19 protein-coding genes and 1 pseudogene are annotated in these 26,758 nt (G+C 60.9%); 12 read left to right on the forward strand and 8 right to left on the reverse strand.

Annotation, left to right across the window (positions count from 1 at the left end; genetic code table 11):
- Positions 1-24: 24 nt before the first annotated feature.
- Positions 25-1,476, forward strand: coding sequence for a mannose-1-phosphate guanylyltransferase/mannose-6-phosphate isomerase (locus AO240_RS25640; RefSeq protein ID WP_099240258.1), 1,452 nt, complete (start codon positions 25-27; stop codon positions 1,474-1,476).
- A 1,664-nt stretch (positions 1,477-3,140) separates the two neighbouring features.
- Positions 3,141-3,416 (forward strand): DUF3077 domain-containing protein, encoded by a 276-nt coding sequence (locus AO240_RS25645; RefSeq protein ID WP_099240260.1) that lies wholly within the window; start codon positions 3,141-3,143, stop codon positions 3,414-3,416.
- A gap of 50 nt (positions 3,417-3,466) precedes the next feature.
- Here the strand turns inward: AO240_RS25645 and AO240_RS25650 are convergent, their stop codons facing one another.
- Entirely contained in the window at positions 3,467-6,829 is a 3,363-nt protein-coding gene (locus AO240_RS25650; protein WP_256586057.1) for a dermonecrotic toxin domain-containing protein, read from the reverse strand.
- Positions 6,830-7,372: 543 nt separating this feature from the next.
- On the opposite strand from AO240_RS25650, the gene AO240_RS25655 reads away from it, so the two are divergent.
- The 3 genes from AO240_RS25655 to AO240_RS25665 are packed head-to-tail and all read left to right on the forward strand — an operon-like array spanning position 7,373 to position 9,065.
- Complete coding sequence (locus tag AO240_RS25655; protein WP_099240262.1) at positions 7,373-7,837, forward strand: multidrug transporter; 465 nt, start codon at positions 7,373-7,375, stop codon at positions 7,835-7,837.
- A 13-nt stretch (positions 7,838-7,850) separates the two neighbouring features.
- Positions 7,851-8,663 (forward strand): SDR family oxidoreductase, encoded by an 813-nt coding sequence (locus AO240_RS25660; RefSeq protein ID WP_099240264.1) that lies wholly within the window; start codon positions 7,851-7,853, stop codon positions 8,661-8,663.
- Positions 8,664-9,065 carry a hypothetical protein gene (locus tag AO240_RS25665; RefSeq protein ID WP_058414244.1) on the forward strand — a complete coding sequence of 134 codons (402 nt, stop codon included), beginning with the start codon at positions 8,664-8,666 and terminating at the stop codon, positions 9,063-9,065.
- Between the two features lie 1,157 nt (positions 9,066-10,222).
- Here AO240_RS25665 and AO240_RS25670 read toward each other — a convergent pair.
- The 4 genes from AO240_RS25670 to AO240_RS25685 are packed head-to-tail and all read right to left on the reverse strand — an operon-like array spanning position 10,223 to position 14,983.
- Complete coding sequence (locus AO240_RS25670; RefSeq protein WP_099240266.1) at positions 10,223-11,083, reverse strand: HlyD family secretion protein; 861 nt, start codon at positions 11,081-11,083, stop codon at positions 10,223-10,225.
- Between the two features lie 10 nt (positions 11,084-11,093).
- Entirely contained in the window at positions 11,094-11,294 is a 201-nt protein-coding gene (locus AO240_RS25675) for a DUF1656 domain-containing protein (RefSeq protein WP_099240268.1), read from the reverse strand.
- Positions 11,284-13,461, reverse strand: coding sequence for an FUSC family protein (locus AO240_RS25680; RefSeq protein WP_099240270.1), 2,178 nt, complete (start codon positions 13,459-13,461; stop codon positions 11,284-11,286). The genes AO240_RS25675 and AO240_RS25680 overlap by 11 nt, the downstream gene beginning before the upstream one ends.
- Before the next feature lie 10 nt (positions 13,462-13,471).
- Positions 13,472-14,983 (reverse strand): efflux transporter outer membrane subunit, encoded by a 1,512-nt coding sequence (locus AO240_RS25685; RefSeq protein ID WP_099240272.1) that lies wholly within the window; start codon positions 14,981-14,983, stop codon positions 13,472-13,474.
- A 182-nt stretch (positions 14,984-15,165) separates the two neighbouring features.
- Between AO240_RS25685 and AO240_RS25690 the strand changes: the two genes are divergently transcribed.
- From AO240_RS25690 to AO240_RS25710, 5 genes are all read left to right on the forward strand, one after another.
- On the forward strand, positions 15,166-16,134 hold the full coding sequence (locus AO240_RS25690) for a LysR family transcriptional regulator (RefSeq protein WP_053254489.1): 969 nt from the start codon (positions 15,166-15,168) through the stop codon (positions 16,132-16,134).
- 627 nt (positions 16,135-16,761) lie between these two features.
- A complete protein-coding gene (locus AO240_RS25695) occupies positions 16,762-17,736 on the forward strand; it encodes a D-glycerate dehydrogenase (protein WP_099240274.1) in 975 nt (324 codons plus the stop codon).
- Positions 17,737-17,865: 129 nt separating this feature from the next.
- Positions 17,866-18,768 carry a chemotaxis protein CheV gene (locus AO240_RS25700; protein WP_058414250.1) on the forward strand — a complete coding sequence of 301 codons (903 nt, stop codon included), beginning with the start codon at positions 17,866-17,868 and terminating at the stop codon, positions 18,766-18,768.
- A gap of 3 nt (positions 18,769-18,771) precedes the next feature.
- Positions 18,772-19,254, forward strand: coding sequence for an N-acetyltransferase (locus AO240_RS25705; protein ID WP_099240276.1), 483 nt, complete (start codon positions 18,772-18,774; stop codon positions 19,252-19,254).
- Positions 19,255-19,363: 109 nt separating this feature from the next.
- Positions 19,364-20,107, forward strand: a complete 744-nt coding sequence (locus AO240_RS25710) for a YkgJ family cysteine cluster protein (protein ID WP_099240278.1) — start codon at positions 19,364-19,366, stop codon at positions 20,105-20,107.
- A gap of 7 nt (positions 20,108-20,114) precedes the next feature.
- Here the strand turns inward: AO240_RS25710 and AO240_RS25715 are convergent.
- From AO240_RS25715 to AO240_RS25725, 3 genes and pseudogenes are all read right to left on the reverse strand, one after another.
- A pseudogene (locus AO240_RS25715) lies at positions 20,115-20,855 on the reverse strand (transporter substrate-binding domain-containing protein); the annotation flags it as partial.
- A 220-nt stretch (positions 20,856-21,075) separates the two neighbouring features.
- Positions 21,076-21,870 carry a transporter substrate-binding domain-containing protein gene (locus AO240_RS25720; RefSeq protein WP_099240282.1) on the reverse strand — a complete coding sequence of 265 codons (795 nt, stop codon included), beginning with the start codon at positions 21,868-21,870 and terminating at the stop codon, positions 21,076-21,078.
- A gap of 158 nt (positions 21,871-22,028) precedes the next feature.
- The gene (locus AO240_RS25725) at positions 22,029-22,262 is read right to left on the reverse strand and encodes a hypothetical protein (protein WP_058414254.1); all 234 of its coding nucleotides are present in this window, start codon (positions 22,260-22,262) and stop codon (positions 22,029-22,031) included.
- A gap of 218 nt (positions 22,263-22,480) precedes the next feature.
- On the opposite strand from AO240_RS25725, the gene AO240_RS25730 reads away from it, so the two are divergent.
- Together AO240_RS25730 and AO240_RS25735 are read left to right on the forward strand one after the other, a co-directional pair.
- Positions 22,481-23,647: an efflux RND transporter periplasmic adaptor subunit gene (locus tag AO240_RS25730; RefSeq protein ID WP_099240284.1), complete on the forward strand. Its 1,167-nt coding sequence runs from the start codon at positions 22,481-22,483 to the stop codon at positions 23,645-23,647.
- A complete protein-coding gene (locus AO240_RS25735; protein WP_099240286.1) occupies positions 23,644-26,739 on the forward strand; it encodes a multidrug efflux RND transporter permease subunit in 3,096 nt (1,031 codons plus the stop codon). Before AO240_RS25730 ends, AO240_RS25735 begins: the two co-directional genes overlap by 4 nt.
- The last annotated feature ends 19 nt before the right edge of the window (positions 26,740-26,758 follow it).

Here is a 26,758-nt window from a genome sequence, read left to right on the forward strand (position 1 = left end):
CCATATCGTTTCAAGGAGAAACACATGATCCCAGTAATCCTTTCCGGTGGTAGTGGCTCACGTCTTTGGCCGCTTTCGCGTAAACAGTTCCCGAAACAGTTCCTGGCCCTGACCGGCGAGCACACGCTGTTCCAGCAAACCCTGGAGCGCCTGGTGTTCGAAGGCATGGACACCCCGATCGTGGTGTGCAACAAGGACCACCGCTTTATCGTCAACGAGCAACTGAGCGCCCGCAAGCTCGAAACCCAACGCATCCTGATGGAACCGTTCGGCCGCAACACTGCGCCGGCCGTGGCCCTCACCGCGATGATGCTGGTAAACGAAGGCCGCGACGAACTGATGCTGGTGCTGCCCGCCGACCACGTGCTGGACGACCAGAAAGCCCTGCAACGTGCACTGGCGCTGGCCACTGTAGCGGCTGAGCGTGGCGAAATGGTGCTGTTCGGCGTGCCGGCGACCCGCCCTGAAACCGGTTACGGCTACATCAAGTCGAGCAACGATTCGCTGTTGCCCGAAGGCGTCAGCCGGGTTGAGCAGTTTGTTGAAAAACCGAATGAAAAACGCGCCATCGAGTTCGTCGAAAGCGGCGGCTATTTCTGGAACAGCGGCATGTTCCTGTTCCGCGCCAGCCGCTTCCTTGAAGAGCTGAAAAAGCACGAGCCGGACATCTACGACACCTGCGTACTGACCCTGGAACGCAGCGAGCAGGATGCCGACACCATCACCTTCGACGAAGCGACGTTCGCCTGCTGCCCGGACAACTCCATCGACTACGCCGTGATGGAAAAAACCCAGCGCGCCTGCGTGGTGCCGCTGAGTGCCGGCTGGAGCGACGTCGGTTGCTGGGCGTCGCTGTGGGCGGTCAACGATAAAGACGTCAACGGTAACGTCAGCAAAGGCGACGTGGTGATCCAGGACAGCCGCAATTGCATGATCCACGGCAACGGCAAACTGGTGTCGGTGATCGGCCTGGACAACATTGTGGTGGTGGAAACCAAGGACGCGATGATGATCGCCCACAAGGACAAGGTGCAGGGCGTCAAGCAGATGGTGTCGACCCTCAACGAGCAGGGCCGCAACGAAACCCAGAACCACTGCGAAGTTTACCGCCCGTGGGGCTCGTACGACTCGGTGGACATGGGCGGGCGTTTTCAGGTCAAGCACATCTCGGTCAAGCCGGGCGCGTGCCTGTCGCTGCAGATGCACCACCACCGCGCCGAGCACTGGATTGTGGTCAGCGGCACTGCCGAAGTCACCTGTGACGAGAACGTGTTCCTGCTCTGCGAAAACCAGAGCACCTACATCCCGATCGCCTCGGTGCACCGCCTGCGCAACCCGGGCAAGATTCCGCTGGAGATCATCGAAGTGCAATCGGGCAGCTACCTGGGCGAAGACGACATCGAGCGCTTTGAAGATATCTATGGTCGCTCCACGCCGATAGAACGTGGCGTGTCGGTGAAAACTATCGCGCAATAAAGCAGTCGTACAAGAAGCCCTCATTCAGCCCACTGCGTCCCCTATCCGCAGTGGGTTGGGTGGGGGCTTTTTTTTGGTGTTTTGCAGGTGGGTTGCAGGGGGTTTGAGGGCCTCATCGCGAGCAAGCCCGCTCCCACAGTTTTACCGTATTCCAAGGCTATACCCGGTCCAACTGTGGGAGGGGCAAGCCTCCAAAGTTTGACCCTGTTCCAAAGCCATACCCGGCCCGACTGTGGGAGGGGCAAGCCTCCAAAGTTTGACCCTGTTCCAAAGCCATACCCGGCCCGACTGTGGGAAGGCCAAGCCTCCAAAGTTTGACCCTGTTCCAAAGCCATACCCGGCCCGACTGTGGGAAGGGCAAGCCTCCAAAGTTTGACCCTGTTCCAAAGCCATACCCGGCCCGACTGTGGGAAGGGCAAGCCCTCAAAGTTTGACCCTGTTCCAAGGCTGCACCCGGTCCAACTGTGGGAGGGGCTGCCCTCAAAATTTGACCCTGTTCCAAGGCTGCACCCAGTCCAACTGTGGGAGGGGCAAGCCTCCAAAGTTTGACCCTGTTCCAAAGCCATACCCGGCCCGACTGTGGGAAGGGCAAGCCCTCAAAGTTTGACCCTGTTCCAAGGCTGCACCCGGTCCAACTGTGGGAGGGGCAGTCCTCAAAGTTTGACCCTGTTCCAAAGCTGCACCCAGTCCAAATGTGGGAAGGGCAAGCCCCCAAAATTTGACCCTGTTCCAAAGCTGCACCCAGTCCAACTGTGGGAAGGGCAAGCCCCCAAAGTTTGACCGTGTTCCAAGGCTGTACCCGGTCCAACTGTGAGAGGGGCAAGCCCCCAGAGTTTGACCCTGCTCCAAGGCTACACCCGGTCCAACTGTGGGAAAGGCAGTCCTCAAAGTTTGACCCTGTTCCAAAGCTGCACCCAGTCCAACTGTGGGAAGGGCAAGCCCCCAAAGTTTGACCGTGTTCCAAGGCTGTACCCGGTCCAACTGTGAGAGGGGCAAGCCCCCAGAGTTTGACCCTGCTCCAAGGCTACACCCGGTCCAACTGTGGGAAGGGCAAGCCCTCAAAGTTTGACCATGTTCCAAAGCTGCACCCGGTCCAACTGTGGGAGGGGCAGTCCTCAAAGTTTGACCCTGTTCCAAAGCTGCACCCGGTCCAACTGTGAGAGGGGCTGCCCTCAAAGTTTGACCCTGTTCCAAGGCTGTACCCGGTCCGACTGTGGGAGGGGCAAGCCCTCAAAGTTTGACCCTGTTCCAAGGCTGCACCCGGTCCAACTGTGGGAGGGGCGAGCCTCCAAAGTTTGACCCTGTTCCAAAGCCATACCCGGTCCGACTGTGGGAAGGGCAAGCCCTCAAAGTTTGACCCTGTTCCAAAGCTGCACCCGGTCCAACTGTGGGAGGGGGCTTGCTCCCGATGGCGTCCGAAAGCACAACCGCCATCATTGACCCACGCCCGCATCCTGCCTATCCTCGCGCCTGTCACGACTCATTCGTGATGAGGTTTGACGGCCTCGGAAACTCATAGGAACAAGCACAGCGTTATGGCGACTGTGCGTGGGGCGCTTTCGAGCGCGCCGGGTTCCTATACCGGTCCGTCAACCTGCGTACAGTTGCCACCTACTCGTTTGACGGCGAAGCGTGGCAACTCCAATTTTTATAGGAGATCCACCATGTCCAAACCAACCACCCGCCCCACCCCTTTCGGCCTCAGCGAACGCAGCGAAGAACCGCTCTTCTGCGTACAACCCGGCATCCCCATTGAACATGCCCTTGAGCATGCCAGTTATGTTCTGGGCACCGCGCGCGTGCTCACCCTGGCGGCGCAAGGCCTCTGCACTGAACAGCAGAGCTACCTGAATTGGGCCAGCCTGCACTTGGCCGAAACGGGGTTGGCGCTGGTTGAAGCGTCCATTGATGGCTTGCAGGCAGAGTCCTCTGCTCAGTAAGTAAGTCATCGGCGTAACGATTCGGCTTGCCTGCGATGGCGCCGCGGGCGTCAGAACGTCATCGGCGTCTTCCCGTGAGAAATGACGCGTTTGACCAAATCACCGTTAGGGCCACCCCGATAGGTCAGGGGAATGGAAAACGGCACGTCCACATAAAAAATATGCGGGTTATCGGGGCTTTGGACGACCTTTAACCCCGACGTATTCACTTCGTAGTAATGCGTCATTTTGTCCAGCGCATTACCGTATTTACGCTTCCCGAAAATGCTCTCTGACACTTGCCGCGTAGGCATATCCCCCGGCGCCAAGTCGGTAAAATAATGCCTGCCGTGCCCTCGGGGTAAAGGTTCACCGGTGAGTTTTGAACTTGAAGGCTCAAGATTCTGGCTGGCACTGATCGCGGCATGCGGCTTGGCCCCGGTGTAGTGATAAAAAACCGTCTTGCCTTTGACGGGGGGCTCCATCAGCGCTTTTTCACCCGGAAAACTTTCAGGCACTCTCGGTCGCTTATAGGCTGGCTGGCCACTTGAGCCCGCTGGGCCCGCCGCCCGTTTGGTTGCTTGAGCGGTGCCCGCGGCAGTTGGATCACCGCCTGGCAGTCGGCTTGATCGCCATTCGCCGTTACCGGCGTTCTGCAAAAATGCCTTGATTCTAAAGAGCTTTGGCGTCGTCAATGGCGCAGTCGGATCTACGATAGCGACGCGCATGTCTCGTGCGTGAAACGCCGAGTCAATCTGATACACCCTGCTGACCTCGGTACTGTCGGTATACCGCACGTACCAGTTGCCGTCGGCATTGTAGGTACCGTTTGCCCCCAAAGGTCGGCCCTTGATGACGTCATCCGATACGGCGAAGGCGCTCACGTTGAGGTTTTGGCTTGCGGCCGTCGATGGCGCTGGGCCGATTGCTGAAGGGGCCGCCAGCGCCACCGGGCTCTTTACCACCGGCCGCAACGGCGCGGCACTCACGTTGGGAATACCTGAGGCGGCGAGGGTGAACTTCGAGTAGATGGCACGCAACCCGCCCGGACTTCTGATCAGCCGCGGCAGGACTCGAGCGTTGGCGCGCAAGGCCGTCACGCCAGCCTTTCCCAAGCGAAGCCCGAGGGACGCGCCTTTGCCGACCACTGGCAGCAAGTCTATAAAAATCAGCGCCACTTCAACGCCAAACAACACTTTGTTGATTCTCGACTGCGCCGCGACCTCTGCGCTGCTGACCGATTGGTGCGCCGCGCTGTCGATGACCGACGCTACTTTCTGCTTGTACAGTTCATCCTGAACATTGCCGTCGATGGGTTTGAGCGTGACGGGATCACTGGTCAAGTTAAGCATTTTGATGAACACATCAAGGGTGCGGCCGGGACTCTTCGTCAAATCGAAGGCGTACTCCTTGAATGCTGCACGCGCCTTATCCACATCATCTTTATTGACCAGTGATTTTCTGCTCGCGGTGTAGAGCTTCCACTCTTTTTTATCCATCAAGGCATTCAGTGCGCCGATGTCCGCCACTTCGCGAAAAACCACACCGTCGGGCGCATCCGGCGTGCACAGCACCAGCGATGCATCGGTCGCATTGCCAATGACCATCACGCCCTGAACCGTCAACCCATGCTGGATAAGGGCATTGGCGAGAATATTTTTTCCATCAACCTGAGGCCGGTCAGCCGGGTCAGGATGATCAAGCACCGCCGCGACCCACTGCGCTCCCAGCTTGCTGCTGGTGTCTTGACTGGCGTCTGCCTTATAGGTAGCCGGGTTGAGTGCTGCCAGAAAAGCCTCTTTATCGAGCATGTCGCTCAGGTTGGTTTTCCACGCCTTGCGCACTTCACCCGCAGCACCCCACTGAGCGTCTGTCGCCAACGCCTGTTTAAGCAGTTGGCTATACCCTCCCCCGACATCGGCGGTATTGACCATCGCCTTGAGCTGCTCGGAGTCCAGGATGACCTGTTCACCGTCGGCGCCCAGGATGGGTTTGCCTTGGGCGTCAGTCAGCGGCAATGTGAAGGTCACTTGGGTGAACAGGCCATTCTGGACGGATGGAAACTCACTGGGGTTTTTCAGCGCCAGATCCGTTAACGGCAGCTGGTGATTTTTGACACTGCGCGTATGCGTACTGCTTTGTCCGCCGCTGTGAATACCGGTCCTGGTGTGCACCTGCACCATCAACTTATCGGCATCCACCTGCGCGGTGGGGTACAGCGTTTGGATGGCTTGATTCATCCGCTCTCGAGAAAAGACGACCAACGCCGGGATTTTTTCAAGCAAGGGTGCCAGCACCCGCGCACTGCTTGCCTCGCAATGTTCCAGAAAACCAAACAGCTCATCTTGCGCCGGGCTCAGGTTTTTCAGCCACTGCGGCGCCAGCTTATCGACAAGCTTTTCATCCCGCGCCGCCATGGCATTATCGCCACTGAGCAGGTACGACCAGTCGGCAGCATCATCGATGGCTTTTAAGGCCGCAGGGTCTGTCGCAGACCGGGCAAATGCCGCCTTGGTTTCCTCTTGCTGACGCTTGAGCATCCAGGGTATAGCCTCAGCCAGCACATCACCGTTTAAGGCTTCAGCGCTCAGCATCACATCGTTGCCGGAGGGCGGCTCGGGCCGGTTTTGCAGCGCCAACGGCAACGTTTGCAGCAGTTGATCCGCGTCGGCACCGCCCTCATCCAGGCGCTGGGCAATCGCCTGGCGTGCGAGCGCAGGAGTGGCGAACTCTTCGTACCCGCAACCCTGGGTATACAGCACGACCGGCCCGTTGGCGTTATCGAGTGGCAAGGCCCGGCCTTTGGGCCAAGTGGGCACCGTAGCGTGGGAACCGTCGGTGCTGGTGAGGAGGAAGCTGCCCGCCAGCAATGCGCCCCGCTCTGTGCCGTCATCCACAGTCAGCGGGTACACACCAGGCCGTGCACCATCGGCGAAGGCTGCTTCGCGCTCGGCCAGTGTGGGGTGTTGTAACGCGGCGTCGATCAATCGCTTGCTCGCTGCGCTCAGCGTTCCATCGCTCACGCGCACTGCGGCGAGGGTCGACAGTTGTTGCTTGTGCAAGGTCAATAACTGGTTTTGAGGCGACGCCAGAACGCCGGGATCTCGCAACGTCGGGCGAGGTGTGGTCCAGAATGCCTCAAGGCTCTTCGGGAATTGCGTGACAATGCGCTGGGCAACCTCGTCCAGCGAAATTCTTGTTACCACTAGCCTGCTCGGCTCGTTAGCGGTTTTGGCGGTGAATATATCGGAACTCACCGCGCTGTTGCCTTCGAGCGGCTTGTCAGGATTGGCCAGCAGCGCCGCAATCTTTTGGTTCAACGCCTCCAGCAGAGGCTGCGAAGACAGTGTCTTGGTGCTGCCATCGTTAATCAGTGTCTGCCTGCGCTGGAAGGTCAGATCTTCTGGCTTAAGGCCCGGCGTGTCCGCAAACATTTGCAGCAGCTGCTCACGCAGGAAACTCTCGAAGCGCGGTTGCTCATTGTGCAAGCGCTGCATGTCGCTGGTTTTAAAAGCATGTTGGGTGACCAGCGCTTCCTGATCGGTGACATTGAACGTCTTCACCAAGGCTGGGTACTCCACTGTGACCGCCGGTATGCCGGGCGAGGTGGGCACAGCAATGCCAGTGGGCGCGAAGGTCAAGGCGGGCGAAGGCGGTGTGGGGTCTTGAGTTTTTTTATCATCGCCGGCGACGGCTGCGGCTAACAAGTAGGCATCGCGAGAACCCACGGGGCCAGTGCGGAGCGAAGCTTGGGAAGGTGCCAACATAATTTGAGCCTTACATGGAGGTGGTTAACGTTGTCGTTACATTCCCTGTAATTAGTCAGATAAGTGACTGTTGAAGATGAGCTGGTTCCTGCCGCAAATGTAAGCTCCAGTACCAAATCGCTGTCAGCCCACGTGCCGCCCAAGACATGTGCATAGTCAATCTCGCCCGCCGACGGGTAGGATGGTTCATCCATTTGTGAGGCTGCCTCCATGTTCTTCGGCGTTCTACTGATCATCACCTGGTTGATCCTGCTGCTGCGCTACCCGGCCAAGGCATTGCCGGTTTCCCTGGCCGCCGCCGTCGGGCTGGGCTTGGTGGCCATTTGGGTGGTGTGGCTGGATAACCGCGAAGCCGCGCAACTGGCGCGGCTGGAAGTGCGCATCAGCTACGCGCCGCAGGAGTGCCCCGCCGACCGCCCACTGAAATTGACCCTCAACAACGGCAACGACGTGCCCCTGGCCGAACTGCGTTGGCGCCTTGCCGCTTATGCGCCGGGCGACACGGTCAACCTCGCCGACAACGTTTACGCTGCCCCACGCTATCGTGGCCCCGGCGAGTTGCAGGCCGGCGCGACGTGGGAAGACTGCCTGCCCACACCGCCTTTGCGCCCCGGCTACCGCCCGCAAACCCTGGAATTTCGCGCCGAGCACCTGCAAGGCAGTTTCTCGGACTGACAAGGATTGACCCATGCCCAACGTACTCATCACCGGTTGCTCCAGCGGCATCGGCCGCGCCCTGGCCGACGCGTTTAAATCCGCAGGCTTCGACGTATGGGCCAGCGCCCGCCAGCCGCAAGACGTCGCCAACCTGGCCGCCGCCGGCTTCAACGCGGTGCAGCTGGATGTGAATGACCGCGGCGCCTTGCAGCGCCTGGCCGAGCAGTGCGACACGCTGGATGTGCTGATCAACAACGCCGGTTACGGCGCCATGGGCCCGTTGCTCGATGGCGGCACCGACGCGATGCAGCGCCAGTTCGACACCAATGTGTTTTCCATCGTCGGCGTCACCCAGGCGCTGTTCCCGGCGCTGCGGCGCAGCAAAGGTTTGGTGGTGAATATCGGCAGCGTCTCCGGCGTACTGGTCACGCCGTTCGCCGGCGCGTACTGCGCGTCCAAGGCAGCCGTGCATGCGCTGAGCGATGCACTGCGCATGGAACTGGCGCCCTTTGGCGTACGCGTGATGGAAGTGCAACCGGGGGCGATCGATACGCGCTTCGCCAAAAATGCCGGCGCGCAGGCTGAATTGTTGATCAGCGAAAAATCGCCGTGGTGGCCGCTGCGCGAGGGCATTCGTGCGCGCTCGCAAGCCTCGCAAGACAAGCCGACAGCCGCCAACGTGTTCGCCGCTGAGGTGCTCAAGGCAGTACAACGGCCGCAACCGCCGCGCTTGCTGCGCTCAGGCAACGGCAGCCGCGCGTTGCCATTGCTCGCGGCGTTGCTGCCCAAGGGGCTGCTGGAGACGGTGTTGAAGAAACGTTTTGGATTGAACAGGAGTTTATAAATGATCGACTACAGCGATTTTTTCGAAGAAGTGATCCAGACGCACGTCGAGATCGAACAATGGTTTGCAGGCGTTGCACCTGAAGGCACCCTGCAGAACTTGCTTGCGCGGTTCTCCCCCGAGTTCAGCATGGTTGCGCCCGCCACCGGCACGCGCGTCAATGCGGCGGGGGTGAATGCGCTGTTCACCCGCCTCGGCGGCATGCGCCCTGGGTTAAAAATCACCTTGAGTGAAATGGCCGGGATTGACCGGCATGCGCGCGGTGCAACAGTGACTTACCGCGAGCATCAGGTGGATGCCAGCGGCACGCAAACGGATCGACGGGCGACGGTGGTGTTCGAGAAACAAGCAAGCGGCGCGCTGCTGTGGCGCCACCTGCACGAAACCTTTATCAAAGCCTGACACAGCTCAAAAACTGTGGGAGGGGGCTTGCTCCCGATGGCGGTGGTTCAGTCAAAGCATCAGTGACTGACACGCCGCCATCGGGAGCAAGCCCCCTCCCACAGTTTCGTGCTGCTGCCGATAGATGCCATTCGGTGCTTCATCGGTATGAGCCCGTCACTGCGCATGAACCCTTTATCAAAGCCTGACACGCTCAAAAACTGTGGGAGGGGGCTTGCTCCCGATGGCGGTGGGTCAGTTAAAAAATCAGTGACTGACACGCCGCTATCGGGAGCAAGCCCCCTCCCACAATTTCGTGTTGCTGCCGATAGAACGACCTCCGGCACAGCATTGATATGAGCCCGTCACTGCGCATGAACCCTTTGTCAAAGCCTGACACAGCTCAAAAACTGTGGGAGGGGGCTTGAACTCCCGATGGCGGTGGTTCAGTCAAAGCATCAGTGACTGACACTCCGCTATCGGGAGCAAGCCCCCTCCCACAGTTTCGTGTTGCTGCCGATAGAACGACCTCCGGCACAGCATCAATATGAGTGCGTCACTGCGCATGAACCCTTTATCAAAGCCTGACACAGCTCAAAAACTGTGGGAGGGGGCTTGCTCCCGATGACAGTGGTTCAGTCAAAGCATCAGTGACTGACACGCCGCGATCGGGAGCAAGCCCCCTCCCACAGTTTCGTGTTGCTGCCGATAGAACGACCTCCGGCACAGCATCAATATGAGTGCGTCACTGCGCATGAACCCTTTATCAAAGCCTGACACAGCTCAAAAACTGTGGGAGGGGGCTTGCTCCCGATGACAGTGGTTCAGTCAAAGCATCAGTGACTGACACTCCGCTATCGGGAGCAAGCCCCCTCCCACAGTTTCATGTTGCTGCCGATAGAACGACCTCCGGCACAGCATCAATATGAGCCCGTCACTGCGCATGAACCCTTTATCAAAGCCTGACACAGCTCAAAAACTGTGGGAGGGGGCTTGCTCCCGATGACAGTGGTTCAGTCAAAGCATCAGTGACTGACACTCCGCTATGGGAGCAAGCCCCCTCCCACAGTTTCGTGTTGCTGCCGATAGATGCCATTCGGTACTTCATCGGTGTGAGCCCGTCACTGCGCATGAACCCTTTATCAAGGCCTGACACCGTCAACCCCCCCTGCCCCCGTTTAGTTTTGTGCTGGGTTGACGATGACGGTGCAGGTGATGCCCGCTGCCAACAGCACGCCCTCCGGCACTTCATCGATGTGAATGCGCACCGGCACGCGCTGGGCCAGGCGCACCCAGTTGAAGGTCGGGTTTACGTCGGCGATCAGCTCGCGGCTCTCGGGGTTGTCGCGGTCATAAATGCCGCGCGAGATGCTTTCCACGTGGCCCTTTAACGTCTCGCCGCTCATCAGTTGCATGTCGGCTTTATCGCCAACCCTCACATGCGGCAGCTTGGTTTCTTCGAAGAAGCCATAAACCCAGAACGAGTTCATATCGACCAGCGCCATCTTCGCCTCGCCGATGCGCGCGTAGTCGCCGCGATGCACATTAAGGTTGGTGACGTAACCGTCGACAGCCGCCAACACGTGCGTGCGTTTCAAATTAAGCTCGGCCGCTTCCAATTGCGCCAACGCGTGTTGGTAATCAGCCTGGGCTGCGCCTGCCAGGTTGCTCGCGTCGTCGCGGTTCTCCGTGGAGATCACCAGGGCGTCGAGGTCGGCACGGCGGTGGGCGTTGACCTTGCGCATCTCCCACGTGGCCTTGCGCGAGGCGACCAGCGATTGCGCCTGTTTGACCGCGATACGGTAGTGCTCGGGGTCGATTTGCATCAGCAGGTCGCCCTTTTTGACAAGCTGGTTGTCACGCACCGGCACGTCGACCACTTCACCGGTCACATCGGCGGCGACGTTGATAATGTCGGCGCGCACGCGGCCGTCGCGGGTCCACGGCGTTTGCATGTAGTGCACCCACAACGTACGGCCAATCCAGATCGCCAGGGCCAGTACCAGCAAGGTCGCGAGCAGGCTGAAAAACTTTTTCATCGGGGCATTCTCAACGGTAGACGCTCAGCGCCAGCGCGCCGAACAGGCAAACGAACAGGCTCAGGCGCAGCAACGCCGGGTGCCAGAAAAACCGGTACAGGTCCAACCCGGCCAGGAAGCGGTCAAGCGCCCAGGCCAGACCGGCCGCGATCACAAACATCAGCGTGACGGTGGGCATGTACAGGCCGTGGAAGGCGATTTCACGGGGCATGCGGGGATCCTTTGAGGGCAGCCAGCGGCGATTGCGGGTCCAGCAGCGAGGTGCGGATAAAGTGCAGGTAGCTTTTCACCCGGCGCAGCGCGGAGGTATCGAAGTGCGGCGCAAAGGGTTCGTCGGTGGCCTGCACGCGGCTGATCGCATGGTCGACGGCGATCAGGCCGCGCTCCAGGTTGCTTGCGCTGGGGTGCAGGAACAGCCGCACCAGCGAGCGGCCCATCACGCGGATCGACTGGCGCCACGGCTGGGGTTCGGCATACGCCGGGTGCACCGGCAGAATCGCCTGCTCTTTGCGCAGCTCGATAATCGCGTGGCCGACCTCCAGCACCACGAACATCCAACGCAGTAAATCGCGTTGCACCTGCGGTTGGCCGACGGCAAGGCCATACGCTTGGTGCAGCAGGTCGCGGGTGCGGCTTTCAAAGCTCGACGCGAGGCCTTTGAGCTTGCCGCTGATGGCGTACACCACTTGCTCGCGCAGGTCTTGCTCCAATCGGCGCCACAGCCAGCGGCTGTTGGGCGGCAAAATGATCGCGCCCGCCGCCGCGCACACCAGCATGCCGATCACCATCGCAATGTAGTCATTGATGAAACTGTAGGGGTTGTAGACCGTGAGGTTGTCCGGCACCGAGCCGGTACTGAAGAAAATCAGCAAGCCGACGCCAACACCAGCGTATTGCGGGCGTGAGGCGAGGAAAGCGCCGAAAATAATCACCGGCGCGAGCATCACGCAGAGCAGCGGGAAACCGTCGATCCAGGGGAACACAAAGAACATTTCGACAAACCCCACCAGCGCGCCGATCAACGTGCCGCAGGCCATCTGAAACGCCATGCGTTTGGGGTTCGGCGTGGCGGCGGACAAGCCCACGGTGGCGGCGGCGATCAAGGTCATGGTTGCGCCGCTGGGCCAGGCCGTGGCCACCCAATAACTGCCCAATACGATCAAGATAAACGCGGCGCGAATACCCGACGCGGCGCAGGCCAGCCAGTTGGTTTTAGGGGTAAAGGTTTCGTCCCACTGCTCGCGCGCATGCCGGTGATCTGCCAGCGAGGCGTGGGTCAGCGCGTAGTTGTGCAGGTCGTCGACAAAGCGGTACAGCAGCTCGTAAGCGGTGTGAAAATCCAGTTGCGCGGCTTCGCTCGGGTCGCCCTGCTGAAAGCTCGCGCGCAGGCTGCGTACTTTGGCGGGCAGGCCGTCCTTGTAGGCGCTAAGGGCGTTGACCAGGCGCGCGGCATCAGGGCTGGTGAGCGCGCGACCGGAAAAACCGTCAAGCACTTCGGCGAGGTCTTGCAGGCCGGGTTTGATCGCGACCACCACGGGGTCGGCGGCATCCGCGCGCAGCCGTTCAAGCAGTTGGTGCAGGGCGTTGAAGCGCGTGGTGATGCTCATGAATTCGCTGTTGAGGCGGCTGAGCCGGCCATTGCGCCGACGCATGTGCGGGTCTTCGAACACGGTCACGCTGCGCAGCCCTTCCAGGCCCACTGCTTCGGCGATAAAACGCACGTTACCGGCCTCGAAATCTTCACGCAGGCTGCGCCCGCGCAGGCCGTCGGTCACAAACAGCGCGAACACCCCAAAGCGCTGGTACAGGGCGTTGCGCATGGCCGCACTGCTGGTTTGCGGCAGGATCGCGGCGCTGACCAGCGTGGCGCAGATAATCCCCAGGGAGATTTCCAGCACGCGCCACACCGCCGCCATAAAAGCCGCGTCCGGGTGCGCCAGGGCCGGTAGGCCGACCATCGCCGCAGTGTAGCCGGCCAACACAAAACCATAGGCGCGAAAGTTGCGATTACGCGTCGCACCGGCCGTGCAAATACCCACCCAGATCGCCAGCGCGCCGAGAAACAGCTCGGTGTTCTGCGCAAACAAGGCGATCAGAAAAACCATCACCGCCGAGCCCGCCAGCGTGCCGAGGAAGCGGTAAAAACTCTTGGCGAACACCTGGCCGCTCTGCGGTTGCATCACGATGAAGACCGTGATCATCGCGGTGCGCGGTTGCGGCAATTCCAGGCGCATGGCCAGCCACAGCGTGAGGAACGCGGCGATCAACACCTTGAAGATGTACACCCACGTCACGCCATCGCTGCGTGCCCAGGCAAAAAAACCACGCCGCCACTCCAGCGAATGCAGCCAGCGCAGCGGTGCAGGCAAGGTCGTCATGCAAGGCGCCTCAGTGATCAAACGCGGCAAGTGCCGCCGGAGCTTTGGCAGGGGCGATTTTGCCCGGCGGCGGCACATCGTCGCCGGCGCCGAGCCCGCCACCCAGGGCAGTGACCAGTTCGGCGTGCGCGCTCAAGCGTGCGGCCTGTACCTGCTGCTCGATTTGCTGCTGGCGAAACAACAGGGTTTGCGCGTTGAGCACATTCAGGTAGTCGGAGAGGCCGCGCTGGTAGGCGATCATCGCGATGTCATAGGTTTTCTGCGCCGAGGCCACCGACTGCGCGGCGAAGGCCGACTGCTTGTCCATCGACTCGCGGCGGATCAACTGGTCGCTGATGCCCTTGAGCGCATTGATCAAGGTTTGGTTGTACCGGGCCACGGCGATGTCATAACCGGCGCTGGCCTCGCCCAATTGCGCGCGCAAGCGGCCGCCGTCGAAGATCGGCAAAGTGATCGCCGGGCCGACGCTGTAGTTGAATTTCTGACCGCTGAGAAAGCCCAGCAGCGCACCGCCGGTGGCCATGTAGCCAAGGCTGCCGAGCAGGTCGACATTCGGGTAGAAACCGGCGTGGGCCACATCAATGCCACGCGCCTGAGCCGCCACTTGCCAGCGGCCGGCAACCACGTCCGGGCGCTGGCCGAGCAACTGCGCCGGTAAGCGTGCGGGCAATTTCAGCGGCGCGGCGAGCGACACACTTGGGCGTTGCAACTGCGCACCTTCGCCTGGGCCTTTACCGGCAAGCGCCGCCAGTTGGTTACGGCTCAGGGCGATTTCTTCGTCCAGCGCGTCGAGCTGACGATGGGTTTCCGGCAGCGGCGTTTCGGCCTGGCTGACGTCCAAGTGCGTGCCAATGCCCGCGTTCAGGCGTTTATTCGCCAGGTCGAGTATCTGCTGTTGCTGGGCCAGGGTGGCGGCAACACTATCGCGGTTGGCGTAATGCAACGACAGCTGGATATAGGCGCGCACCACGTTGTTTTGCAGTTCGAGCTGAGCCTGGCGTGCTTCGGCGACGCGCGTATGGGCCACGTCGACGACGCGTTCGCTGGCATTACTCTCACGCCCCCACAGGTCGAGGGCGTAGCTCAGGCCCAGCGAAGCATTGTTGTCCCAGGTCGTTGCGCCGCTCAATTCTCCGGGCCCGTAAAACTGATCTTTCGGCCAGTTGTGGCGTTTGAGCGTGGTGTCGCTGCTGACCTGCAACGACTCCGCCGACTCGGCAACCCCGGCCATGGCGCGGGCTTCGCGCACCCGCGCGGCGGCCATGGCCAGGCTTGGGCTATTGTGAGTCGCGAGGTCGACCCAGCGGTTCAGTTGCGGGTCGCCATAGGCTTGCCACCATTGACGGGTGGGCCAATGCGCATCGCTGGCGGCGCTTTGTATGGCTGCATCGGTGGCCAGTTGGTCGGCGTTGAGCGCCTGGCCTTGGGGGGCGATTCCTCCGGTTCCGATGCAGCCGCTGATTGCTAACGATAAGGCCCAAACACTGAGAGTCTTCAGCTCTCTGCTGATGCGACGCGGCACGGCAAGCGAATTCCTGAGAGGGTAAGGCGGGGAAAGTGGCGCAATTCTAGGCGGCGGCATGCACGACGATAAGCTGGCATTCCTGTGAATCTTTGTTACCGTTCACGCGATAATCCGTTGGTAGGGATCACTGGACGGTGCAACTTTCTGTCACAATTTGTCATCTCCCCTGAGAACTCTCCATGGACACTTTGCAAAACATGCGCGCTTTCAGTTGCGTGGCCGAAGCGGGCAGCTTCACCGCCGCCGCCGTGCAACTGGACACCACCACCGCCAACGTCTCGCGCGCGGTCTCCAACCTTGAGGCCCATCTGCAAACCCGCTTGCTCAACCGCACCACCCGCCGTATCGCACTCACCGAAGCCGGCAAACGCTATTTGCTGCGCTGCGAACAAATCCTCGCCTACGTCGAAGAAGCCGAGGCCGAAGCCAGCGATGCACACGCACGCCCCGCCGGGCAGTTGAAAGTGCACACCATGACCGGCATCGGCCAGCATTTTGTGATCGACGCGATTGCCCGCTACCGCCGCACCCACCCCGACGTGACCTTCGACCTGACCCTGGCCAACCGCGTGCCGGACCTGCTCGACGAGGGTTACGACGTGTCCATCGTGCTGGCCAGCGAGCTGCCGGACTCGGGTTTTGTGTCGCAACGCTTGGGCATCACCTACAGCATCGCCTGCGCCTCGCCGGATTACGTCAAAGCCAAAGGTTGCGCGCAACGGCCACAGGACTTGCTCAACCACGCCTGCCTGCGCCTGGTGAGCCCGGTGATTCAACTGGATAAATGGACCTTCAATGGCCCCGAAGGCCAGGAAAGTGTGGCGATTAATACCTCGCCGTTTCTGGTCAACTCGGCCGACGCGATGAAAACCGCGATCACCAGCGGCATGGGCGTCGGCCTGCTGCCGGTGTACGCGGCCATCGAAGGCCTGCGCAACGGCACCCTGGTGCGGGTGATGCCGACTTATCGTTCGCAAGAGCTGAATTTGTACGCCATCTACCCGTCGCGCCAGTACCTGGATGCAAAGATCAAGACCTGGGTGGAATACCTGCGCGGTTCCTTGCCGGAGATTCTGGCGGCGCATCAGGCAGAGTTGGTGGCGTACGAATTGAGCGGCAGCCTGAGCGGCGCACGCCTGGCGAACTGACGGGGCAGGCCAGACAGCCGAACTGTGGGAGCGGGCTTGCTCGCGATTGCGGTGTATCAGTTGAAAAATACTTATCTGACACACCGCAATCGGGAGCAAGCCCCCTCCCACAGAAAGCAAAAAAAGCAGATCTGCTGTGATGCAAAACCCTCTTTTGATCTGCTTCAACCACTCAGGTCGGCTTTCAGGCCGCCGTGCTCTTGCTTTTGATCTTGATCTGAGAAGCGCCCCGTTAAACCACGATGGCCGCACGCAGGCTTGAATCCGTGGGGAACCCGGCAGGACGCCGGGGTAGCCGCGCTGGGCCAAGGATGGCCCATCGCGGCGGCCCACGGATTCAAGCCTGTGTGCGGGCATGCCGAGCCTAAGCGAGGCACCGAGTGGTGGGGCGAGGACCTTTTGGTTACTTTTGGGTCCTTTCAAAAGTGACTCGCTGTAAGAGCGAAACCGATACAAACCATCACCCAAACAACGGATATGTACGAAAATCCAAAGAACACCCCAAGCCCGCTTGCCGCGCGAAAGCGCCACATCAAAGATCCAATCCAACCACTCAGCGTCCTGACAATAACGGACAGCAATGTTAGCGTGCTTACCATTCTTCAGTAGTCGATGAGCCCGCCTGCCATGAAAAAGACCGTCCTCGCCTTCAGCCGCGTCACCCCGCAAATGATCGAACGCCTGCAACAGGATTTCGACGTCATCGCCCCAGACCCCAAGCGCGGCGACCTCAACGCTCAATTCAACGAAGCCCTGCCCCACGCCCACGGCCTCATCGGTGTAGGCCGCAAACTCGGCCGCGCGCAGCTCGAAGGCGCGAGCAAGCTTGAAGTGGTCTCCAGCGTCTCCGTAGGCTACGACAACTACGACGTAGCGTACTTCAACGAACGCGGGATCATGCTCACCAACACCCCCGATGTACTCACCGAAAGCACCGCCGACCTGGCCTTTGCCTTGCTGATGAGCAGCGCGCGCCGCGTGGCCGAGCTGGACGCCTGGACCAAGGCCGGCCAGTGGAAAGCCAGCGTCGGCGCGCCATTGTTCGGCTGCGATGTACACGGCAAAACCCTCGGTATCGTCGGCATGGGCAACATCGGCGCAGCCGTGGCCCGGCGTGGGCGACTGGGTTTCAACATGCCTATCCTGTACAGCGGTAACAGCCACAAACCCGCGCTGGAACAGGAACTGGGCGCGCAATTTCGCAGCCTCGACCAATTGCTGGCCGAGTCGGACTTTGTCTGCCTGGTGGTGCCGTTAAGCGAGAAGACTCGCCACCTGATCAGCACGCGCGAGTTGGGCCTGATGAAGCCCAGCGCAATCCTGATCAATATTTCGCGTGGCCCGGTAGTAGACGAGCCGGCGCTGATCGAAGCCCTGCAAAGCCAACGCATTCGGGGTGCCGGGCTGGATGTGTATGAGCAGGAGCCGCTGGCTGAGTCGCCGCTGTTCCAACTGAGCAACGCGGTGACCTTGCCGCACATCGGCTCGGCCACCCATGAAACGCGTGAGGCCATGGCCAACCGCGCGCTGCAAAACCTGCGCAGCGCCTTGCTCGGCCAGCGCCCGCAGGACCTGGTGAACCCGCAGGTGTGGAAAGGCTGACCCAACCATTCCAGACGAATGATCGTTCCCATGCTCTGGTGGCAACGATCATAAAATCCGGTTAAAGCCTGGCGCTGACAAGTCGATAACCCTCTATAGATTGTCTTCCCTGATCCACAGAAGGTTTTTATGTCCACCACCAAAGCCCGCGCAGACTCACTCTCGCTTCTGCTGTTTACCTTGCGCAGCGGCAAGCTGATGGCCATCAATCTGTTGAAAGTCAGCGAAATTATTCCCTGCCCACCGCTGACCAAGCTGCCGGAGTCGCACCCTCACGTCAAAGGCATCGCCACCCTGCGCGGTGCGTCGCTGTCGGTGATCGACCTGAGCCGCGCGCTGGGCGAAATGCCCTTGGAAGACCCGAACGGCGGCTGCCTGATCGTCACCGACGTCAGCCGCTCCAAGCAGGGCTTGCACGTGCAAGCGGTGAGCAAAATTGTGCACTGCCTGACCACCGACATTCGCCCGCCGCCCTATGGCTCCGGCGGCAATCGCTCGTTTATCACCGGTGTTACTCAGGTTGAAGGCGGGCTGGTGCAGGTGCTCGACATCGAAAAGGTTATCCACGGTATCGCGCCGGCGCCGATTGAAGTGGCGCCGACCGACCTGACCATGGAAGAGGCCGAAGTGCTGGGCAACGCGCGAATTTTGGTGGTAGACGACAGCCAAGTGGCCTTGCAGCAGTCGGTACACACCTTGCGCAACCTCGGCCTGACGTGCCACACCGCCCGCAGCGCCAAGGAAGCGATTGACGTGCTGCTGGAATTGCAGGGCACCGTCGAGCAGATCAACGTGATGGTGTCGGACATCGAAATGTCCGAAATGGACGGTTACGCCCTCACCCGCACCCTGCGCGAAACCCCGGATTTCCAGGAGCTTTACGTGCTGTTGCACACCTCCCTGGACAGCGCCATGAACAGCGAAAAAGCCCGCCTGGCCGGGGCCGACGCGGTACTGACGAAGTTTTCCTCGCCCGAGCTGACCAAATGCCTGGTGATTGCTGCGCAGACCGTGGCGCAAAAAGGCCTGTAAGCAGTGGCGGAGTATTTTCAACTGTTGCGCCGCGACCTCACCGGCAGCCTGCCCGCGCCGCAGTGGCCAGCGGGTACGCGACTGGAGCATTACAGCGACGAGCTGGCCCCGGCGATTCACGCGGTGTTGCGCTTGGGCGAGGCGCAGGGCGGCGGCCGTGTGGCCAGCCTGGAGCAATGGCGCCAACGGTTCCTGACCGATGCCGAGTTCGACCCGACGCTGTGCCTGGTGGCGAGTCATGACGATGGCATTTTTGGCGTCGCGCACTGCTGGACCAGCGCGTTTATCAAGAACCTGTGCATACACCCCGCCGCACAGGGCCAAGGGCTGGGCCGCGCGTTGTTGCTGCAGGCCTTTGCGGTGTTCAAGCAGCGCGGCGAACCGTGGGTCGACCTCAAGGTGCGCGAAAGCAATGCGCGCGCCCGGCAGCTCTATGCAAGCGCGGCCATGGTGTTGGTGCTGCGCGACCGGGTGCCCGAGGCCTGACAGGCGCTGGCGCATAACTTGCTTCCCAAGACTCTGAGCAGTGCGAAGAGGTAAAAACCCGTCACGGCTCAAGCGTGCCCTCTTGACCTAGCCTGGTGACAGAACCTCCATGAACACTCACTTTTCCTGCGTAGGTTGCGGCAAATGCTGCACCGACCATCATGTGCCACTGACCCTCGAAGAGGCCCGCCAGTGGGCGGCGGACGGCGGTAACGTCATCGTTCTGGTGGAAGGTTTTCTGGGCACCGGCCTGGGCTTGCCCGTGCAACAACGTGAGCACGCTCAGCGGCGCTCGGTCGTCGTGCCTTGCGGCAGCGCCGAGGCGTTTGTGGCAATTACCTTTGCCGCCTACAACGCCGGGCGCTGCCGGAATCTTGACGAAGACAACCGGTGCCGCATCTATGAACGTCGCCCGTTGGTGTGTCGCATCTACCCGATGGAGATCAACCCGCACATCCCCCTCAACCCTGCCGCCAAGGATTGCCCGCCGGAGTCCTGGGAGCAAGGCCCTGCGCTGATCGTCGGTGGCCAATTGGTGGACCTGGAGTTGGCTGACTTAATCAGCCGCTCACGCCAGGCCGACCGTGACGACGTGCACACCAAGGAGGCCGTGTGCGCCTTGCTGGGTATTCGCACCACGGCACTCAAGGGCGACGGGTTTACCGCGTACCTGCCGGACATGCACGCCTTTGCGCAGGCGATCGAGTTGGCCGCTGACCAGCCGAGCGTGGCCAATGAGTGGGTGTTCCACGTCTCCGGGATGGACATCGCCGAGCAATTGCTCGACGCCGGGGCGCAGCTTGCCACCGAGGTGCCGGCCAACTATGCGTTTATCTCGTTACGCGCCGCTTAACCGGCAGCGGGCCCAGGTAAGCCCGAGTAATGGCCGTGTATTTACCCGTGTCTTTCAAGCGTTGCAGTGCCTTGTTCAGCGCTGCGGTCAGTTCAGGGTCGGCTTTGCGCGTCGCAATGGCGACACCGCCACCCAACATTTCATCGACAACACTGGGCCCGGCAAAGGCGAAGGCGGTGCCCTGAGGGATGTTCAACAACGCCTCGCTGATTTCGATGGTGTTTTGCAAGGTGGCGTCAATTTCACCGGCCTGCAAGCTGCGGATCAGCTCACTATTGAGGCCGAAGCTGCGTACCACGACCCCTTGAGGCGCCCACCGCGCGTTGGCGAAGGCTTCGCGGCTGGTACCCGCCAGTACGCCGACGCGTTTGCCCTTGAGCGAGTGTGGCGTTGGCAGCAGGTTGGAGCCTGCGGGAACAACCAACCGGCTTTCGAGCGCATAGAGGTCGTGGGTAAAATCGACGATTTCACGGCGCGCCGGCGTGGCGGTCATGGGCATGATTGCGTCGAACTTCCCGGCCTGCAGCGCGGCAATGTTGGTCGCATACGCTTGATCGACCCACACGCAACGCGCGTTGAGCTCTGTGCACAGAGCGCTACCCAGCTCGATGTCCAGGCCTGCGAGTTCGCCTTGGGCGTTGCGAAATTCAAAAGGCGGCACATCCGCCTCGACCCCGAAGCGTATTTCACGCCACAGGTTCTCGGTCGGGGGCACAACCGCGCAGCCCGCCCCGACCAGTAAAATCATAAAAAACGTCGTCAGTGTCAGCAGTTGTCTTGCCGTAGTCATATACCCGTCCAGTGCCAAAGTAGTGTGAGGCATGCGGGCCACGTAACCCATGGCCAAAACGCCCCAGACGTTTTAACAAGCACTGGCCGGTCTTTAACTGCGACTCGCCTGTTTAGTTCGTAGGCAAATTCCCAAAGTAGGGGTAGACGCGTTAGCGCCCTGGTGGCGTTTGCCGCCGTCAGCCATCGCTGGCTTCCAGTGGGTAGTGCGCAAGAATTCGTTGGTACTCGCCGCTGTGCATCAGTTGTTCCAGCGCATGGTTGAGTTGATTGCGCAGCTCGGTATCAGGCTTGCGCAGCGCAATTGCCACGCCGTCGCCGAGCAGGTCAGCCGACACCGCCGGGCCCAGAAAGTCGAAATCCTGGCCTTCAGCGGTGTCGAGGAATGCCTGGCGGATTTCCACGGTGCCTTGCAACGTCGCATCGATATGGCCCGCCACCAGGCTGCGAGCCAGTTCATCATTGAGCCAAAAGCTCTGGATAATCACGCCGGACGGCGCCCAGTTGGATTGAGCAAACGCTTCACGGTTGCTGCCCAGCAGCACGCCGACGCGCTTGCCTTTGAGCGAGCGCACGGTCGGCAGCAACCCTGAGGTTTTGCGCGCCACCAGGCGGGTGGTGAACGGATAAAGACTATCGGTGAAATTCACCCGTTGGCGCCGCCTCGACGTGGCGGCCATGCCCATGATCGCATCGAACTGGCGGGCCTCCAGGGCTGCAAAATTTTCCACGACAACCTGATCGACCCAGGTACAGCGCACGTTGAGCTGTTGGCACAAGGCATTGCCCAAATCGATATTCAACCCCACCAACTGACCTTGCTGATTACGGCTTTGAAAAGGCGGGAATTGCGCGGCGACCGCAAAACGCAGGGCGCGCTTTGATTCTTCAGCTGTCGCAGGTGCGCAAAAAACAGCGACCAGCACCAATAAGGCAGGCGCAACAGAAACCCGTACTAACACCACAGCGAACATCCTTTTCCAGAAAGACCAGCTTCACCACGCCCCGGCCCCAAAAAAACCGGGGCGAAGCCAATGTCATACAAGCTTTCTAGAACCGACCGTAGCGCTACAAGCAGAATTATCAGCAAGCGTTGTAGGCAAATGCCGATACGGTGTGCGGGTTGTTAGTCTCAGCGTTTACCCATCGAACGGCGAGTACCCGGCGGAGCCATGCCTGGCGACTTGGTATGGCCGTTTTTAGCGCCATTTTTGTACCAGGGCTGGGCGGCATTCTTGGCCCCGGCCAGTTCACCTGGTTTGAACGGAAACTTGAACGCCGGGATCTCGGCTTGTTCAACGCTTGCAGCGTCGGCCGGATCGACGAGGTCGGTCGCTTCAACAGGCGGTTGTGTCGGGGAAGTCATAAGGGCTCCGGCGCAGCTATAGGTGTAAAACCGCGAGTATACCGGGGCCGGGGCTGCAAGCGGTAAGCTTCAAGCGACAGGTTAACAAACGTTAGCTGTCACGGCTGTCAGTTAGCCGTCACGATCCTGACCGGCTCATAGCGCTATAAAGCACTCATACACATTCTAACTTGCGGCTTGCAGCTAGAAACCTGCAACTGCGCCTACGGCGTAATCCCATGCACATTCAACGCAAAACTGTCCTGATAGTGGGTGTCGTCGTGGTAGTGGCGATTGCAGCCTGGGCACTGACCCGGCCGGCCAAGACCAAACTGGCGGCGCCCACCGCGATTCCGGTACGCGTGGTCAGCGTCATGCAACAGGACGTGCCGCGGTTTGTCAGCGGTATCGGCTCGGTGCTGTCGATGCACAGTGTGGTGATTCGCCCGCAAGTCGATGGCATCCTCACCCAATTGCTGGTCAAGGAAGGCCAACGGGTCAAGGCCGGCGACCTGTTGGCGAGCATTGATGACCGTTCGATCCGCGCCAGCCTCGACCAGGCCAAGGCGCAACTCGGCGAAAGCCAGGCGCAACTGCAAGTGGCGCTGGTGAACCTCAAACGTTACAAGGAACTGAGCATCGACAACGGCGTGTCGAAGCAGACCTATGACCAGCAACAAGCGCTGGTCAACCAACTGAAGGCCACGGCGCAGGGCAATCAGGCGGCGATTGATTCGGCTCAGGTGCAGCTTTCCTACACGCAAATTCGCTCGCCGGTCACAGGTCGCGTCGGCATTCGCAATGTGGATGAAGGCAACTTCCTGCGCATGAGTGATACCCAAGGCCTGTTCTCCGTGACGCAAATCGACCCGATCAGCGTCGAGTTTTCCTTGCCGCAACAGATGCTGCCGACCCTGCAAGGCCTGATCGCGGCGCCTGCCCAGGCCAGCGTCGATGCCTACCTGGGCGCCGACACCGACGGCCAGACCGGCGACTTGCTCGGCGAAGGCCACTTGAGCCTGATCGACAACCAGATCAGCTCCAGCACCGGCACCTTGCGCGCCAAGGCCGAGTTCACCAACGCCTCGCAGCGCCTGTGGCCGGGGCAACTGGTGACCATCAAGATTCAGACCGCCCTCGACAAAGCTGCGCTGGTAGTGCCGCCGACCGTGGTGCAACGTGGCCTGGACACGCATTTTGTGTACCGGGTAAACGCTGACAAAGTCGAGGTGGTGCCGGTGCAGGTGGTTTACCAGAACAGCGACCTGAACATTATCAAGGGCGTGCAAGCCGGCGATGTGCTGGTCAGCGATGGCCAGTCGCGCCTCAAGGCCGGAGCCCAAGTGGAAGTGCTCAAGGAACCACCGCAGGTGATCCAGATCGTCGACGCCAAGGTGCAGCGATGAGCAGCCGCCTTTCGCCGTCCGCCTGGTGCGTTGACCACCCGGTCGCCACCCTGCTGCTGACCTTTGCCCTGGTGCTGTTGGGCGCCATTGCCTTCCCGCGCCTGGCCATCGCGCCACTGCCGGAAGCGGAGTTCCCGACGATTCAGGTCAGCGCGCAATTGCCCGGCGCCAGCCCGGACACCATGGCGTCATCCGTGGCAACGCCGTTGGAGGTGCAATTCAGTGCCATCCCCGGCATGACGCAAATGACCTCCAGCAGCGCCTTGGGCTCCAGCCTGTTAACCCTGCAATTTACCCTGAGCAAAAGCATCGACACCGCAGCGCAGGAAGTGCAGGCCGCAATCAATACCGCGTCCGGCAAATTACCCAGCGATATGCCAAGCCTGCCGACCTGGAAAAAGGTCAACCCGGCAGACAGCCCGGTGCTGATCCTCAGCGTCAGCTCAAGCAGCATGCCCAGCACCGAACTGAGCGACTACGTGGAAACCTTGCTGGCGCGCCAGATCAGCCAGATCGACGGTGTCGGCCAGATCAACATCACCGGCCAGCAGCGCCCGGCGATTCGCGTGCAGGCCTCGCCCGACAAACTTGCGGCCATCGGCCTGACCCTGGCTGACGTGCGCGTGGCCATCCAGCAATCCAGTTTGAACCTGGCCAAGGGCGCGATTTACGGTGAGAACAGCGTGTCGACGCTGTCGACCAACGACCAGTTGTTTCACCCGGATGAATACGCCCGGTTAATCGTTTCCTACAAAGACGGTGCACCGGTTCAACTGCGCGACATCGCCAAAGTCGTTAACGGTTCGGAAAACGCCTACGTGCAGGCCTGGTCCGGCGACACGCCGGGGGTCAACCTGGTGATTTCGCGCCAGCCCGGCGCCAACATCGTCGAGACCGTCGACCGCATTCAAGCCGAGCTGCCGCGCCTGCAAGGCATGTTGCCGGCCTCGGTGCAGGTCAGCGTGTTGACCGACCGCACCAAGACCATTCGCGCCTCTTTGCATGAAGTGGAAATGACCCTGCTGATCGCCATCTTGCTGGTGGTGGCGGTGATGGCGCTGTTCCTGCGCCAATTGTCGGCCACGCTGATTGTGTCCAGCGTGCTCGGCGTGTCGTTGATCGCCAGCTTCGCGCTGATGTATTTGATGGGCTTCAGCCTCAACAACCTCACGCTGGTCGCCATCGTGATCGCCGTGGGGTTTGTGGTGGACGACGCCATCGTGGTGGTGGAGAACATTCACCGTCACCTGGAAGCGGGCCTGGGCAAACGTGAGGCGGCGATCAAGGGCTCCAGCGAGATTGGTTTTACTGTGGTCTCGATCAGCTTTTCGCTGGTGGCGGCGTTTATTCCGCTGCTGTTCATGGGCGGCGTGGTCGGGCGGCTGTTCAAGGAGTTTGCGCTGACCGCCACCTCGACCATTTTGATTTCGGTGGTGGTCTCGCTGACGCTGGCGCCCACCTTGGCCGCGCTGTTCATGCGCGCGCCGACCCATGCTGTTCACGACAAACCGGGTTTCAGCGAACGCTTGCTCGCAAGCTACGCGCGCAACCTGCGCCGCGCGCTGGCGCATCAGCGCAGCATGCTGGCAATTTTTACAGTGACCCTGGCCTTGGCGGTGGTCGGCTACGTGTTTATCCCCAAGGGTTTCTTTCCGGTCCAGGACACCGGTTTTGTGCTGGGCACCAGCGAAGCCGCGGCGGATGTGTCGTACCCGGACATGGTCGCCAAGCACAAGGCGCTGGCCGAGATCGTCAAGGCCGACCCTGCGGTGGAGGCGTTTTCGCATTCGGTGGGCGTCACCGGCAGCAACCAGACCATCGCCAACGGCCGCTTCTGGATCGCCTTGAAAGACCGCGGTGATCGCGATGTGTCCGCCAGCCAGTTCATCGACCGCATCCGCCCGAAACTGGCGAAAGTGCCAGGCATCGTGCTCTACCTGCGCGCCGGCCAGGACATCAACCTGAGCTCCGGCCCCAGCCGCGCCCAGTATCAATATGTGCTTAAAAGCAACGACGGCCCGACGCTGAACACCTGGACCCAGCGCCTGACCGAAAAATTGCGCGCCAACCCGGCCTTCCGCGACTTGTCCAACGACCTGCAACTGGGCGGCAGCATCACCCACATCAGCATCGACCGCCAAGCTGCCGCACGCTTCGGCCTGACGGCGACCGACGTTGACCAGGCGCTGTACGACGCCTTCGGCCAGCGCCAGATCAACGAGTTCCAGACCGAGATCAACCAGTACCAAGTGGTGCTGGAACTTGACACCCAACAACGCGGCCGTGCCGAGAGCCTGAACTACTTCTACCTGCGCTCACCGCTGACCAACGAAATGGTGCCGCTGTCGGCAGTCGCCAAGGTCGACCCGCCGACCGTGGGGCCGTTGTCCATCAGCCATGACGGCATGTTCCCGGCGGCCAACCTGTCCTTCAACCTGGCGCCTGGCGTGGCGTTGGGCGATGCCGTGATCATGCTCAACCAGGCCAAGAACGAAATCGGCATGCCGGCCACCCTGATCGGCTCGTTCCAGGGCGCGGCGCAAGCGTTTCAAAGCTCATTGGCAAGCCAGCCGTGGCTGATTCTGGCCGCGCTGGTGGCGGTCTACATCATTCTGGGTGTGCTGTATGAGAGTTTTGTGCACCCACTGACGATCATCTCGACCTTGCCCTCGGCGGGCCTGGGCGCGCTGATCATGCTCTGGCTGCTGGGCCAGGACTTTTCGATCATGGCGTTGATCGGGCTGGTGCTGCTGATCGGTATCGTCAAGAAAAACGGCATCCTGATGATCGACTTCGCGCTGGAAGCCCAGCGCGTGCGCGGGTTGCCGCCCGAGGAGGCGATTTACGAGGCGTGCGTCACGCGGTTTCGGCCGATCATCATGACCACCCTCGCAGCCTTGCTCGGCGCGGTGCCGCTGATGCTTGGCTCCGGGCCAGGCGCAGAACTGCGCCAGCCACTGGGTATTGCCGTGGTCGGCGGCTTGCTGGTGAGCCAAGCGCTGACGCTGTTCACCACACCGGTCATATACTTGTACCTGGAGAAGTTTTTCCACAGGCCCAAACCAGCGCTGGCGCTGACGACCACACATTGAGGCTGAGGCCCCGCCCTGG

It is taken from the genome of Pseudomonas sp. ICMP 460, assembly GCF_002723595.1.
GTDB lineage: Bacteria > Pseudomonadota > Gammaproteobacteria > Pseudomonadales > Pseudomonadaceae > Aquipseudomonas > Aquipseudomonas kitaguniensis.

Coding starts and splice junctions, on each gene's coding strand:
- AO240_RS25640 (WP_099240258.1), top strand. CDS start 25: ATGATCCCAGTAATCCTTTCCGGTGGTAGTGGCTCACGTCTTTGGCCG.
- AO240_RS25645 (WP_099240260.1), top strand. CDS start 3,141: ATGTCCAAACCAACCACCCGCCCCACCCCTTTCGGCCTCAGCGAACGC.
- AO240_RS25650 (WP_256586057.1), bottom strand. CDS start 6,829: ATGTTTGCGGACACGCCGGGCCTTAAGCCAGAAGATCTGACCTTCCAG.
- AO240_RS25655 (WP_099240262.1), top strand. CDS start 7,373: ATGTTCTTCGGCGTTCTACTGATCATCACCTGGTTGATCCTGCTGCTG.
- AO240_RS25660 (WP_099240264.1), top strand. CDS start 7,851: ATGCCCAACGTACTCATCACCGGTTGCTCCAGCGGCATCGGCCGCGCC.
- AO240_RS25665 (WP_058414244.1), top strand. CDS start 8,664: ATGATCGACTACAGCGATTTTTTCGAAGAAGTGATCCAGACGCACGTC.
- AO240_RS25670 (WP_099240266.1), bottom strand. CDS start 11,083: ATGAAAAAGTTTTTCAGCCTGCTCGCGACCTTGCTGGTACTGGCCCTG.
- AO240_RS25675 (WP_099240268.1), bottom strand. CDS start 11,294: ATGCCCCGTGAAATCGCCTTCCACGGCCTGTACATGCCCACCGTCACG.
- AO240_RS25680 (WP_099240270.1), bottom strand. CDS start 13,461: ATGACGACCTTGCCTGCACCGCTGCGCTGGCTGCATTCGCTGGAGTGG.
- AO240_RS25690 (WP_053254489.1), top strand. CDS start 15,166: ATGGACACTTTGCAAAACATGCGCGCTTTCAGTTGCGTGGCCGAAGCG.
- AO240_RS25695 (WP_099240274.1), top strand. CDS start 16,762: ATGAAAAAGACCGTCCTCGCCTTCAGCCGCGTCACCCCGCAAATGATC.
- AO240_RS25700 (WP_058414250.1), top strand. CDS start 17,866: ATGTCCACCACCAAAGCCCGCGCAGACTCACTCTCGCTTCTGCTGTTT.
- AO240_RS25710 (WP_099240278.1), top strand. CDS start 19,364: ATGAACACTCACTTTTCCTGCGTAGGTTGCGGCAAATGCTGCACCGAC.
- AO240_RS25720 (WP_099240282.1), bottom strand. CDS start 21,870: ATGTTCGCTGTGGTGTTAGTACGGGTTTCTGTTGCGCCTGCCTTATTG.
- AO240_RS25725 (WP_058414254.1), bottom strand. CDS start 22,262: ATGACTTCCCCGACACAACCGCCTGTTGAAGCGACCGACCTCGTCGAT.
- AO240_RS25730 (WP_099240284.1), top strand. CDS start 22,481: ATGCACATTCAACGCAAAACTGTCCTGATAGTGGGTGTCGTCGTGGTA.
- AO240_RS25735 (WP_099240286.1), top strand. CDS start 23,644: ATGAGCAGCCGCCTTTCGCCGTCCGCCTGGTGCGTTGACCACCCGGTC.